Here is a 13,080-nt window from a genome sequence, read left to right as displayed (position 1 = left end):
TCGGCAGGACCGGCTCCTCAGCACCGAGCGGAGGAGGGAGTGGCGCCGTCCGGCTGATCCCGCGCCACTCCGTCGCATGGTGCCACCCGTCTCCGTAGGCTCCGATGCATGACGAGCGGAGTCGAGGCCGGAGTCCATCGCGGTGACGAGCGGACGGTCCTCCACCGTCGGTGGTTCGCGGTCGTGGCCTCCCTGGTCTTCGCCTTCGGCTGGCTGCTGATCCCCGGCGTCGGCTGGCTGATCGGCGCCGTCGCCGTTCTCTGCAGCTCGGCGTGGACGCGGTCGGAGAAGGGATCGGCGTTGGCGATCCCGCTGGTCGCGGCCGCTCTGGTCGGCAGCGGGGTCGGGCTCTTCTACGGTCTGCTCGGCGCGCCGAGCTCCAGCCTGACGACGTGGACGGTGGTGGGGGCCGGGATGCTGGCGGGAGGCGCGGCGACTGCGCTTCTGGGGGTCCGACTGTGCGCTCGGGCACTCCGCCGGCCGGAGGAGTCCGCTGGAGGCTCGCTCTCACCAGCTGCCCCGGCCTCGGGCGCGCACGACGTCAGCTGAGAGGAGGGGCGTGGGCTCCTGAGGGAGGCCGCCCTGTCTCAGCGGAGGTTGTGCGGCCGCTCGCCGGCCCCGCTCGCGTCGTAGCGGAGCCGCACCAGCTCCGAGTCCGGCAGAACCGTCGCGTCGAGGAGGCGCAGCCCGTGCTGCGGCGCTCCGGAGTAGAGCGGCGTCCCGCCGCCCGCGAGGCCTGCGCCGACGAGGACGATCAGCTCGTCCACCAGGCCCTGCTCGAGGAGCGGATTCCAGGTCGTGCCGCTGCCGAACATCAGCAGGTCGCCCCCGTCGCCCTGCTTGAGCCGTCCGATTTCGGCCGGACCCTGCTCCCGCGGCACGATCCGCGTGGTGGCGGCCCACGGCGCCGCCGGATCGGGAGCCAGGGAGTCGCTGATCACCAGCGCGTCGAGCGACGTGACCAGCCGCGCGGTCTCGTGCTCCCGCTCGCCCGCCGTCCCGTCCGCGGCGACGGCGCTCCAGCTGTCCCAGTTGTCGCGGAACCAGCGGCCGCCGTAGACGAGCGTGCCCGCGCGGCGCAGCAGCTCGAGGTTGTGGGCGTTGAACGCGTCCTCGAACGGCAGCGCCGAGAGGTCGTGCCCGGGCCCCTCGAAGCGGCCGTCGAGCGAGGTGAGGACGGAGACGACGAGCCTGCTCATGCGGGGGATGCTACTCAGGCGGGGGTGCCGGGTGGAGGGTCGCGGCCGCCCTCCTCACATCGCCGCTCCCAGCGCGTCCCGCAGCGTCGCCCGCGCCCGCGCGTGCCGACTCCGCACGGTCGCGGCGCGGAGGGACAGGATCTCGGCCGCCTCGGCGAGCGAGAAGCCGTCCCAGTAGACGAGGGTGATGATCTCCTGGTCGACGGGCTTCAGCTGCGCGATCGCGGCGCGGACGTCCTCGGCCGCGTCGTCGGCCGGCGCGGGCGGAGTGATGCGGAGCTCCTCCGCCAGCCGCTCGACCAGCGCGCTCCTCCGGGTCGCGGTGCGGCGCTGGCCCGAGAGCACCCGCCGGGCGACGCCGAACGCCCACATCCGCGCGCGCGTCTCGTCCTCGGGGATCGACCGCTCCTTCCGCCAGAGGATGAGGAGGGTGTCGCTGAGGAGGTCCGCGGCGTCCTCGGGGCTCGCCGTCCGCCGCGCGAAGTAGCGGAGCAGGTCCGGCGCCTCCCGCTCGACCAGGGCCGTGATCTCGGCCCCGCGATCGCGCACGGGGGAGCGGACGACGCTGCGCGCCATCGCAGGCGCCGCCTCGCCGGCGCTCATCACAGCTCTCCCGTGCAGTCGGTGCTGCCGCCCAGGCCGCCGTCGCCCTCGACGATCACGCCCTCGGGGATCGTGTCGAGGATGTGGTCGTCCGCCGCGGTGATCCAGGCCCGCCAGCGGATCGTCTCCTCCGAGAGGCCGGGGCCGTCGCTGTTCATGTCCGAGGCCAGCCAGGCGGGGTCGGTCGTGTAGGCGAGCGCGTCGTCGTGGATCCGCTGGCCGATGCCGTTCCAGTCCTGCGCACGCAGGTAGTCGGTCGCGGAGGTGGTGACCTCGCGGTAGTCGATCTCGCCGTTGAAGTAGTCGATCGAGCACGACACCGCTGCGCCGGAGTCGGTGGTGTAGCTGATCGGGATCGTGAAGTCGGGGACCGAGCGGACGTCGGTGCCGGCGCTGGTCGCCAGCACGAGACCCGGGACGAGGAGGACGGGAGCCGCCAGCCACCACGCCCTCGACCGCGCGGGACGGCGGGGCGCGCGTTCGCGGGTCTCGGCGATCACGCTGTGCAGGGCGGTGCGGACACCGGGCGCCCGGTCGTCGGTCGCGGGGTCGCTGCGGGAGAGCAGGTCGTCGAGTGTGCGTCGCGTCATCGGGTCCATCCTTCGTCGGTCGGGCGTCTACCGAGTACGTGGCCGGGTGGGGCCCGAGCGTTGCACGGGACCTGACGGGAGGAGTGAGCCGAGCCGGTCGCGCGCGCTCACTTCTTAGAACTCCTTCGCGAGGACCCGTCAAAAGGCGCCATATTCGGCTTCACCCCGGTCCTTTTCTCATCGGTTATGGCCCCGACAAGGGGGGCTCACTTCTCTATGGCGAGAGGGAGGCCGACCTATACGTTCATCTTCGGAAGCCCGCGGGGAATGCGTGCTCCCCTCCGGAGTCTGGGGCCTCCGCACTCGCTGCGACATCCGTGTCGTTCGTCGTGTCGACGTTTCGCTCATCTCCACGATCGACAACACGACTGAGAAGCAGAACCATGGCTTTCACGACCCGGCGGCGCCGCCACTCACGGCACCGATCGCCGTCGCGCCTCGGAATGCGGGCCGTCGTCTTCGCGACGATCGGCGCTCTCCTCGTCGGCTCGTGGGGGCTCGGCGACGTCTCCGCCTCGTCTCCCGCTCAGGCCGCGAACCAGGCGGATCCGGTCGCCGGCGACGCCCCCGCCCTTCTCCCGACGCCGGTCGCACCGACACCGCCGACAGCCCCCGAGGCCGATCCGGCACCCGCTCCGTCGGCACCCACTCCGTCAGCGTCCGCCCCGTCGACGTCCGCCCCGCCCGCACCCGCCGAGGCCGCGGAGTCGCCGAGTGCCACGGCGGAGGAGCCCGCTCAGGACGAGCCCGATCCCGCAGCGCCCCGCAGCGCCGCGCAGACGGAGCAGCCCGTCGAGCCGACGCCCGCCGAGTCGGCGCCCGCTCCCGCGGCGGCCTCGGACGACGATCAGGAGTCGGACCGCGGCCCGCCCGCGACGGCGCGAGCAGCGGGAGGCTTCTCCACGCTCGCGGCCGGCGTCGCCGAGGCCCCGCGACAGGTGTGGACGGAGACCTTCGAGCAGGGTCTGACCGCCACCCCGAGCGCGCTCACCGCCTACGCGAACGGCCGCTACACGGCAGCCACCGGCTGGTCGACCGCCACGAACTGCACCGGCGTCCTGGTCAACTACACGGCGCCCTACCCCAACTCCGCCTTCTGCCCGACCCGGCCCCTCCTCACCGTCGGCACGGGATCGTCGGCCGCACGCGAGACCCGTCGGATGGCGGACGTCCTCGGACAGGTGGCGGCCGGAGTGCCGGGGTCCACCTCCAGCACCGCACCGGCCAACGGCTCGAACACCGGCACGCAGGCGAACCACGCCCTGGTCGAGTACCCGTACGCCGCCATCACCGGCGGCACGACCGTCGCCCAGAGCGCCGCGGGGATCGGCGTCTCCGCGCCCGCCGCCCGCTACTACGCCGTCGGCATGAACGCCGCCGGCGGGCAGTGCGGGACGAACAACGCGTCCCTCTCCCTCAACCTGGTCTCGGGCGGGTCCACCGTCCTCACCGGATTCGCCGCACCGGTCGTGCCCTGCGCCGGGACCGGCAGCGTGTTCTACACGTCCCCGACCCTCCCGCTGGTCGGCGGGCTCGGCGCGCTCGTGGATCCCGCGCTCCCCGCCTCCGCCCGCGCCGTCGCCTACACCGGCACGAGCACCGCGCTCCTCACTCCGGCGCAGATCGCCGCAGCCCAGGTGCAGCTCGTGAACACGGTCACCGGCACGGGAAGCGCCTTCGCCGTCGACGACCTCCGCGTGCTCGACGTCACCCCCGCGCTCGACGCGGCCTTCACGCAGGCCGTGCCGACCGCGACGGTGCCGACCACGCTGACCTACACGGTCACCAACACCAGCGACCTCCTCGCGAAGGCGGACTGGCGCTTCTCGACCGCTCTCCCGGCCGGCCTCGTCGTGGCCCCGACGCCTGCTGTCGGCGGGTCCTGCACCGATGTCACCGGAACCGCGTTCGCGGTCACCGCGGCCGCCGGGTCCTCCACCGTCACGACGGTCGGCGGCGACCTCGCCGCGGGCGCGACCTCCTGCACGGTCTCCGTGGACGTGGTGGCCGCCGCCGCCGGGACGTACAGCACCGGGACCACGACTCCCACCGGCCTCATCGCCTCCGCCCCCACGTCGGTGACGATCCAGGCCGCGACGACCCTCACCGTCCGGAAGAACCTGCCGGTGCGCAGCGCCACGGGCGACCAGTTCACGCTCTCGGTGCGCAGCGGCACGACCGTCCTCGCGTCGGCGACCACCACGGGCACCGCCACCGGGATCCAGGCCGCGCAGATCAGCCGCCTCACCGTGCAGTCCGGAGCGACGTACACGATCGCCGAGGCGCAGACCGCGGGCGCGGGCCTGGGGTACTCCAACAGCTACGAGTGCTCGCGCGGCGGCACGGTCATCGCCTCCGGAGCCTCCGCCGCCGGGTCGATCACGATCCCCAGCGAGGCGGGAGCGGAGGTGCTCTGCACCTTCACGAACACGGTGCAGACGCCGCGCCTGTTCTGCGACACCGGCCGCTTCTACTCCCTCACGGCGGCCGGCGCCCTGCAGCAGGCCGACATCGTCACGGGATCCCTGACCTCGATCGGCAGCTGGTCGGGGACCGCCGAGGCCAACGCGCTCGGCGTCGGTGCGAACGGCGCCTTCGCCTACGCGCTGGACCGCTCGTCCGACGCGACGGACGTCGACGCCGTCCTCAAGTGGACGCCGGAGGCCGGCTTCCAGAGGATCGCGAACAGCGCCTACACGACCGTGGCCGGCGGAGCGCAGGTGACCGGCAGCATCGTCGCCGGCGCGGTCGACCTCCGGACGGGCCGGTACCTGTTCGGCAGCTTCGCGAGCGGCCAGTTCTACATCTGGAGCTTCACCGAGGCGAACCCCGTCGCCACCCGGTTCGCCCTCGTCGGCTCCTTCCCCACCTCCGGAACCCCCAATGGCAACGGCGACATGGCGTTCGACGCTCGCGGCAACCTCTACGTCGTCGGCGCGGGCTCGGTCAACAACGCCAGCAGCGCCGCGATCTTCACCGTGCCGGCCGACGCCCTGGCAGCGGCGACCGGCGGCACCCTCCCGGTGAACACCTCGATCGCGAAGGCCGTGACGGGGACCGACGCCGCCTTCGCCAACATCAACGGCATCGCCTTCTCGCCGCGTGGAACCGTCTACCTCGCCAACGGCGACGTCGCCGCCGCGAACGGTGTCCCGGCCATCCCCGGCAGCGCCTACGAGTTCGACGCCACCACGTGGACCCGCGTCAGCGGCACGCCGCGCGTGAGCGTGAACGCCGTCGACCTCTCCGGCTGCTCCTCGCCGGCCACGATCACCGTGCAGAAGAGCGTGGTGGGCCGCCTGGCCGCGGCGGACCAGTTCCAGCTCACGGCCGCCGCCGGCTCTCCGGCGTCGCCCTTCGCCACGGCCACCACCACCGGCGCCACCACCGGCCGCCAGACCGCGCAGATCGGCCCCTTCCCCACTCCGATCAACAGCACGGTGACGGTCTCGGAGGCGATGGCCGCGGGCTCCGCCTCCCCGATCACCGCCTACACGAGCATCTACGAGTGCTACGCGGACGGCGTGCGGGTGAGCACGGGCTCGAACCCGACCGGGACGGTCACCCTCCCGAACCGGCTCGGCGTCAACGTCACCTGCACCTTCTTCAACTCCCCGCGCCCCGCCTCCACCGTGCGGATCACCAAGACGATCCGGGACGCCTCCGGCACGACCCGCCCCGGCGTGGACTGGACCGTGGGCACGACCGCGACGGCCACCGCCGGCACCGTCGCCCTGCTGCCGGAGCAGTCGCCCCGCCAGCAGACGGACGCCGCGGGCCAGGCCGCCTGGACCGTCCTGTTCGGCACGGAGGCGTCGCGGGCGACGCTCACCGTCTCGGAGGTGCAGCAGACGGGCTTCGCGTTCGTCAGCGGCGCCTGCACGGTCAACGGCGCCGCGCGGGCGACCACGTTCTCGCAGTCGGGGACCGTCATCAGCGGGAGCCTCACCGGCATCGCCTCCGCGGCGGTCGTCGAGTGCTCGATCGTGAACCGGCCCACGGCCTCCCTCACGCTGGTGAAGACGGTGAGCTCCGGCAGCGCGCTGCCCAGCGACTTCACGCTCAGCGCCACCGGCCCGACCGGCGCCCTTCCCGGCCCGACCGGCCGCGCGGGCTCCGCGGGCGTGTCGGCGATCCCCGTCACCCCGGGTGCCGCCTACCGGCTCGCCGAGACCGGGGGCCCCGCCACCTCCGTGCAGACCGGGCCCTGGCAGTGCCGCACCGACACCGGCGCCGTCCTCACCGTGAGCGCGGCCGGAGACGTGACCCCGACGAACGGTGCCGCCGTCACCTGCACCGTGGACAACGCCAGCGCGACGATCACCCTGGTCAAGCAGGTCCTGCGCCCCCAGACCGGTTTCCAGGCGGCCGACTGGCGCGTCACCGCGACGCCCGCCGCACTGGCCGGAGCGACGCTCCCGACGGAGACCCGGGCCGGCGCGGAGTACGTCGCCGCGGGCAACCCGGCGAGCACCTTCGAGGTGCGACCGGGTCACGGCTACACGCTGTCCGAGGCGGCGACGGATCCGACCCGCCGCCTCGCGTACCAGGAACTGCGTCTCGAGCGCCTGACCGGGACGACGTGGTTCCCGGTCGCCTCGCGGACGATCACGGCCCCCACGGCCGGTCAGACGGCGGTCTACCGCTTCGTCAACGCCCCCGTGGACCCCACACGCCTGCCGCTGACCGGTGGCGCCAGCACCGACGCGTTCCTCCTGGGCGGGGGGTCGGTGCTCACTCTCGCACTCGGCCTCCTCCTCTGGGAGCGGCGCCGGAGGCTGCGAGGCCCCTCCCGGTGACGCCCCGACCGAGAGCCCCGGCGCTCTCCCGCATACCACTTCCCGCACACCTTCGACTCCACGACACCAGCACTCACGACCTCAGTAGGAGAGATCACATGTCCCGCTCACTCACCAGGCGGCTCGCCGCCGCAGCCGGCGTCCTCGCGCTGAGCGCTGCGGCGGTCTTCACCGCCGTCGCGCCGGCGTCAGCGGTCACGCTGCCCGGCAACATCGACCCGACCATCAGCCGCACCCTCACCGTGCACAAGCTCGCGCTGGGCTCCAACAACGGCCAGGCGATCGGCACCGGTCAGGAGATCACGGTCCCCGGCGATGCGCTGCCCGGCGCCGTGTTCACCGCCGCGCGCGTCCAGGGCGTCGACCTCACCACGCCCGACGGCTGGAACCAGGTCGCGAACCTGACCCCGGGCACCGCCGCGACCCGTGTCACCGCCGCCGACACCTTCACCGCCACCAGCGGCACGGACGGCGAGGCCGTGTTCAACAACGGCGCGAGCATGCCGCTCGGCCTCTACCTCGTGACCGAGACCCAGCTCCCCGCCGGAGCGACCAACGGCGCGGCGCCGTTCCTCGTGACCCTGCCGTTCCCGACGGGCCCGACCGGTGCGCCGGCGAACCAGTGGATCTACGACGTCCACGTCTACCCCAAGAACGCGGTCACGGAGCTCACCAAGACGCGCGTCCCCGCGGCGGCGAACTCGGTCGAGGCGCGCAACCCCGACCTCATCCGCTGGGCCATCGCCTCGGACGTCCCGGTGCTCGCCGCCGGTGACACGCTCGACGCGTTCACCCTCACCGACACGCTCCCCGCCGAGCTGACCTACCTGCCGACCGGCCCGGCCGGCGTCGCGCCCACCGGCATCACGGTGACCAGCGCCGCGGGCACCGCGCCCGCACCGGCGTTCATCGCGAACACGGACTACACGCTCGGCTACGACGCCGCGACCCGGAACGTGACGCTGAACTTCTTGCAGTCCGGCCTCACCAAGCTCCAGGGCCTGCAGGGCGGCGTCGTCACCCTCACGGTGCTCACCCGCGCCACCGCCATCCCGGCCAACGGCATCATCACCAACTCGGCGACGAGCGTCGTGAACGGGGCCACGGAGACGGTCACCGGCAGCACCCCGATCGGTCAGCTGACCGTGTACGCCTACCAGAACAACGGCGCCAACCGCGTGCCGCTCGCGGGTGCGGTCTACCAGGTGTTCCTCACCGAGAACGACGCCAACCTCGGCCAGAACCCGGTGTTCATCAACGGCAACCAGAACTGGACGACCGGAGCGAACGGCATCGTCGAGATCCCGATCATCACGCCGGGCAACTACTACGTCCGCGAGCTGACCCCGCCCGCCGGATTCCGTCTGCCCACCCCGGCCCAGGTGCTGACGCAGGTCGTCGCCGGACCGAGCTCGGCCACCGCGCCGATCCAGAACTACGTCGAGTTCCTCCACACCCAGGTGCCGGCGTTCGCCCTGCCCCTCACCGGTGGCGGCGCGCAGTGGTTCACCCTCGGTGGAGGCGCGCTCCTCGCCCTCGCGATCGGTTCGGGCCTGATCGCCTCGCGCCGCCGCACCGCGCTGGCTGCCCAGACCGCGGAGTAACGTCACACCATGACGAAGTCGAATGCGGGGCACCCGTCGGGTGCCCCGCATTCCTCTGTCTCCAGCCCTTTTCCTTCCCGGAGGCAGCTCCACCGTCGGCCGCGGTGGCGGCTCCCGATCGCCCCGCTGGTCATCGCGCTCATCAGCCTCTCGGGAGTGGCCCTGCTGCTGTACCCCGTCGCCGCCAGCTGGCTGAGCGCCGTCGAGCAGGCGCGCGAGATCGACTCCCTCACGCAGGACATCACCGACCTCGGCGCCGAGACCCTCCGGCAGAACCTCGTCGAGGCCCGCGCCTACAACCAGAGCTTGAGCGGTGGCGGCGCGGCCGTCGCCGCGAACGAGCGCCTCCCCCTCGCCGACGACGAGCAGGTCGCCGACCGCGAGCGCTACTCCTCCCTCCTGCGCGGCGACGCCGAGGGTCTGATGGCCCGCATCCGGATCCCCGCCATCGACGTGGACCTGCCGATCTTCCACGGCACGAGCGACGCCGTCCTCGAGCGAGGCGTCGGCCACCTCGAGGGCACCGCCCTGCCGGTCGGCGGCCCCTCCACCCACTCGGTGCTCACCGGCCACCGCGGCCTCGCCTCGGCCGAGCTCTTCACCCACCTCGACCGCGTCGACGTGGGCGACACCTTCACCATCGAGGTCTACGGCGAGGTGGTCACCTACCGCGTGCGCGAGACGCTCGTCGTCGAGCCGGAGGACACGCAGAGCCTCCTCGTACAGCCCGGCCAGGACCTCCTGACCCTCGTCACCTGCACCCCGCTCGGGATCAACACCCACCGCATCCTCGTCATGGGCGAACGAGTGATCCCGACGCCGCAGTCGGACGTGGACGCGGCGGGGGAGTCGCCCGACGTCGCCGGGTTCCCGTGGTGGGCGGTCGCGGCCGGAGGCGCGGTGGTGGCCGCCGGGGTGTACGTGTGGTGGGCGGGTCGGCCGGCGCGCGGCGCGTGGGTGCCGATGGTGGTCGCTGAGGAGCGTGACAGGGTTCCTGCGGATCTGTGAGGCGAGGGGGCGCGGATCTCCGCCCTCCTGCTCCGGTCGCCTCAGCGTCGTGCTGTCCCTGTCACCGGGATCGCGGCTGCGCGGGCCCGGTCAGGCGGGACGCCACTCCTCGAGGAACTCGGCGACCGTCTTCGTCTCGAGGTCGAGCTCGACCTGACCGAGGAGGTAGTGGGGATCGGTGAGGTCGGCCTTCACGCGGATGATCTCGGCGCCGGTGTCGAGGCGGACGACGACGAGGTCGTAGGGCGCGAGGAACCCGCTGCCCAGCGCCATGTCGATCGTGAGGCGGAGCCGCCCGAAGCGCCTCAGCTGCAGCTCCGCGCGGAGGTGCTCGGCGGCGACCTCGGGGGCGTCGGGAGTGGGGTCGGGCATGGGGGAGACGGTACCGAAGCGGGGGTGGTAGACCTCTGGCCGCGCCCGCGGTTGGCGGAGACATGACCGGAGTCGCTGTGACGCGGTCAGTCCCGCAGCCCGACCGTCACCGCCCGGCTCTCCGGCGCCTCGATCAGGTTCTTCGCCACCGCGGCGGAGAGGTACGACGTCGCGTCGTGCCGGCGGAGGGTGACGACCGAGGCGACGGCTCGCACCGCCAGGACGATCGGAGCGAAGCTCGGCCCAAAGGTCAACCAGTCTCCGACCGCGACGCCGACCTCGGTCATCGGGATCAGCAGAGTCATCGGATCGAGTCGCCCGCTGGCCTGGCCATTCAGGGGGCCGGATGCTCGATGCAGCTCGGAGACCCGCGCCTTGTAGGTGAGAAGCGCGTCCTCGAGCTCCCTGCCGTCGTCCGCCTCCGCGACAGCGAGCCGCACGTCTCGGAGGCCGTCGATGTACCGGGCGAGGAGCTTCTCCTTGCTCTGCCGGAAGGCCACGATATCGTCGAAGGTCGCATCCGGATGCGGCTCCGGGATGTCGTAGAGCGTGAGAGCGAGTGCGCGCTGATCGGAGGCGTCGTCGATCGCGAACAGCGCCTGCCGGGCCGTCGCGGTCGTGGCCACGCCGTACTGCCAGCCCTTCGCCTGGCAGAGGCGCCGGCCGCAGATCGCGAGGAGCGCGGGGACGAGGTTCTCCCGGGTTGCTCGGAGCTGGGATCCGTCGCCGGAAGCGGGCCGGAGGTAGTCGTTCTCGACGAGCCAGTGCTCCAGTTCGTAGGGGAGCTTGCGGGCGTACAGCCTGTCGGACTGCTTCCAGTCATCCGTCGTGAAGGTGTACCGTCCTGCGGCGTCGATGCACTCGTGGACGGCTCGGACTCGAGTCGATTCGTCGAGGTCGTCGAGATGGGCGGGGATCCACCAGCCTCGTTCCCTCATTTCGGCCATGGCCTCGGTAGGTGGAAATTTGCGCGGAGCGATCGTCGAGAACCGCTCGCTCAGCAGTAAGGCCTTCTTCATCTCGGCCTCGGGCGGGACGATGAGCGGCGACAGCAGGAGGGTGTTGTCGAGCGTCTGGTTCATCGGGGCTCCGATCGTTTGGCCGGGTGGGCACAAGGCAACTCGTGCCGACATCCGCATTCCGGCGTCACTTCTCTCCCGGATGAGTGGGACGGGGTGGCCGGGGGTACTCGCGCCCTGCTTCTGGCCGATGCCGTGCGCATCTGCGGCCCTCGCCCTTCTACTCGGGGCGGTGGTAGCCCTGAGAGTAGGCCCGACGCTCCGATCCGGATAGGGCCGGAATCGCTGCTCCTCAGGCGGGCCGCCACTCCTCGAGGTACTCGGCGACCGTCTTCGTCTTCAGGTCAAGCTCGACCGGCCCGAGGAGGAAGTGCGGGTCGGTGAGACCGGCCTTCACGCGGATGATCGCCCATCTCGGGTGGAGGCGTGGCCCGACGGGCGAGAGGCGGAGGCGCCACGTCCCTGGCGCCACCGCGATCACTTCGCTGCTGCGGTCGGCGAAGCGGCGGCCGGGTCGACCTGGTTGCTTGCCGAAGCGCTCGGGTTCGAGAGTCGGAGCCGCTGAAGACTTTCGATCGAGTCTTGCAAGAGGCATGCAAGACATGTTAGCTTCGTCTTGTTCGAATCCAACCCACCACGAAGAGGAAAAAATCATGTCTGACTATGTGATGGTCCCCGTCCCCGAGAGCCTCGTGATCCCCGTGATGCGCCTCATCGCCGAGCACGACTCCGCCGATGAGCGACTGCGCGGTCGAGGATCCGCAAGAGTCGTGGATCACGACGACACGGAGGCCGAGGATTCGCGAGAATGGACCCTCGAGGAGTTCGAGGTCCTGCGATCCGGCGAAGCGAAGTCCATCAAGCTCTTCTGCCAGGTCCTCGACGTCCTGGCCGCAGCGTCGCCGTCGGCGGTCGCCCTCGAGGACGTGGCGAAGGTGACCGGCGTCGAGCCGCTGACCATGCAGCGCGCGTTCGGCCGGGCAACGGTGTGGATGAAGAACCGCATGGGCGGCGACACCCGCTGGCCGATCTTCTGGCCCGGCGACGGCTGGGCGATGAGCGAGACCAACGCCTCGCTGTGGAAGTCGCTCGCTGAGTGAGCGGTGGAATGCGGTGATTCTCGTCCTCCGTGCCCGAGGCCTCCTGTCGGCTAGCGATTTTCGGGGCCGGAGCCGGCCGGCTGCCAATGGGCCGTGGGTGCGAGGTCAAGCCGGGCGGCCCGAACCGCTCACGATCGCTTCTCCTTTCGCTTCGGAGCCTGAGGTCAGCACCGCGGGGCGGTATCGAGGCGGCGGCGCGGACTCCTCCTCGATGCGGCGAGTGGCATCACTGGAAACGAGTTCTGAGACGCCAGAACGGATCCGCTCTTCGAGCCCGCGCGATGATCTGCTCCCAGATCATCCGCTGCTGCCGACAACCGCGTTGTCGTGCGCCGCCAGCTCGCCCACGAACCACTCGAGCACCTCGACGAGTTGCCGTCGAGCAGACCGGTCGGCGAGGACTTCGAGGTCGAAGGAAGGTCGCTTCTCCAACCGGTCGGCGGGCAGATCGACGCCGCTGACGGTATTGAGGCGACTGAGCAGCGCTTGTCGCAGAGGGAGCGAGTCGAATGGCGGGCGGCTCCGCATGTGCTGGAAGACGACCTCGACACTGCCGCTCGGGTAGAGCGTCAGCGGCCAGATGCTCTTCGACGCCGGAGCGGAGCCGCGTGCGACGAGGAAGCACGACTTCTCTTCCGCGGCACCGAAGTCCAAGATGCCTCCGAGACGTTCCCACTCGTCGAGGAGCTCGACGAGGCCGTGGACGGTCGCGGAGCCTGCCGGTCGGCCACGCCGGCGAGGAACTCGGCTCGCTCGATGTTCCCCTCGTTGAGCGCGGAGTCGACC

Annotated in this window: 12 protein-coding genes; 5 read left to right on the top strand and 7 right to left on the bottom strand. The window is 71.8% G+C overall.

Going from position 1 to position 13,080, the window contains the following annotated elements; genetic code table 11:
* The first annotated feature begins 108 nt into the window (after positions 1-108).
* On the top strand, positions 109-549 hold the full coding sequence (locus C5C71_RS02275; RefSeq protein ID WP_104232963.1) for a hypothetical protein: 441 nt from the start codon (positions 109-111) through the stop codon (positions 547-549).
* A 38-nt stretch (positions 550-587) separates the two neighbouring features.
* Here the strand turns inward: C5C71_RS02275 and C5C71_RS02270 are convergent, their stop codons facing one another.
* The 3 genes from C5C71_RS02270 to C5C71_RS02260 are packed head-to-tail and all read right to left on the bottom strand — an operon-like array spanning position 588 to position 2,392.
* Positions 588-1,199, bottom strand: a complete 612-nt coding sequence (locus tag C5C71_RS02270) for a dihydrofolate reductase family protein (RefSeq protein WP_104337084.1) — start codon at positions 1,197-1,199, stop codon at positions 588-590.
* 54 nt (positions 1,200-1,253) lie between these two features.
* Positions 1,254-1,802: an RNA polymerase sigma factor gene (locus C5C71_RS02265; RefSeq protein WP_219814143.1), complete on the bottom strand. Its 549-nt coding sequence runs from the start codon at positions 1,800-1,802 to the stop codon at positions 1,254-1,256.
* Positions 1,802-2,392, bottom strand: coding sequence for a hypothetical protein (locus C5C71_RS02260; RefSeq protein WP_104262552.1), 591 nt, complete (start codon positions 2,390-2,392; stop codon positions 1,802-1,804). Before C5C71_RS02260 ends, C5C71_RS02265 begins: the two co-directional genes overlap by 1 nt.
* A gap of 383 nt (positions 2,393-2,775) precedes the next feature.
* On the opposite strand from C5C71_RS02260, the gene C5C71_RS02255 reads away from it, so the two are divergent.
* From C5C71_RS02255 to C5C71_RS02245, 3 genes are all read left to right on the top strand, one after another.
* Positions 2,776-7,191, top strand: coding sequence for an LPXTG cell wall anchor domain-containing protein (locus tag C5C71_RS02255; RefSeq protein ID WP_146084413.1), 4,416 nt, complete (start codon positions 2,776-2,778; stop codon positions 7,189-7,191).
* Positions 7,192-7,289: 98 nt separating this feature from the next.
* Positions 7,290-8,795, top strand: coding sequence for a SpaH/EbpB family LPXTG-anchored major pilin (locus tag C5C71_RS02250; protein ID WP_104263422.1), 1,506 nt, complete (start codon positions 7,290-7,292; stop codon positions 8,793-8,795).
* 9 nt (positions 8,796-8,804) lie between these two features.
* Positions 8,805-9,803, top strand: coding sequence for a class C sortase (locus tag C5C71_RS02245; RefSeq protein WP_104337082.1), 999 nt, complete (start codon positions 8,805-8,807; stop codon positions 9,801-9,803).
* Positions 9,804-9,893: 90 nt separating this feature from the next.
* Here the strand turns inward: C5C71_RS02245 and C5C71_RS02240 are convergent, their stop codons facing one another.
* The 3 genes from C5C71_RS02240 to C5C71_RS17215 form a co-directional block, all read right to left on the bottom strand.
* A complete protein-coding gene (locus C5C71_RS02240) occupies positions 9,894-10,175 on the bottom strand; it encodes a hypothetical protein (protein ID WP_104274018.1) in 282 nt (93 codons plus the stop codon).
* An 86-nt stretch (positions 10,176-10,261) separates the two neighbouring features.
* On the bottom strand, positions 10,262-11,257 hold the full coding sequence (locus C5C71_RS02235; RefSeq protein WP_104337081.1) for a hypothetical protein: 996 nt from the start codon (positions 11,255-11,257) through the stop codon (positions 10,262-10,264).
* Between the two features lie 229 nt (positions 11,258-11,486).
* Positions 11,487-11,789 carry a hypothetical protein gene (locus C5C71_RS17215; RefSeq protein WP_146084412.1) on the bottom strand — a complete coding sequence of 101 codons (303 nt, stop codon included), beginning with the start codon at positions 11,787-11,789 and terminating at the stop codon, positions 11,487-11,489.
* Positions 11,790-11,847: 58 nt separating this feature from the next.
* Here C5C71_RS17215 and C5C71_RS02230 point away from each other — a divergent pair, with 58 nt between their 5' ends.
* Positions 11,848-12,294: a hypothetical protein gene (locus C5C71_RS02230; RefSeq protein WP_146084411.1), complete on the top strand. Its 447-nt coding sequence runs from the start codon at positions 11,848-11,850 to the stop codon at positions 12,292-12,294.
* A 297-nt stretch (positions 12,295-12,591) separates the two neighbouring features.
* Here C5C71_RS02230 and C5C71_RS02225 read toward each other — a convergent pair whose 3' ends face one another.
* On the bottom strand, positions 12,592-12,948 hold the full coding sequence (locus C5C71_RS02225; RefSeq protein WP_104337079.1) for a hypothetical protein: 357 nt from the start codon (positions 12,946-12,948) through the stop codon (positions 12,592-12,594).
* Positions 12,949-13,080: the final 132 nt, after the last annotated feature.

The organism is Rathayibacter sp. AY1C1 (assembly GCF_002932105.1).
Lineage (GTDB): Bacteria > Actinomycetota > Actinomycetes > Actinomycetales > Microbacteriaceae > Rathayibacter.
The sequence above is the reverse complement of the archived record's forward strand: the minus strand, read 5'-3'. Positions and strand labels throughout refer to the sequence as shown.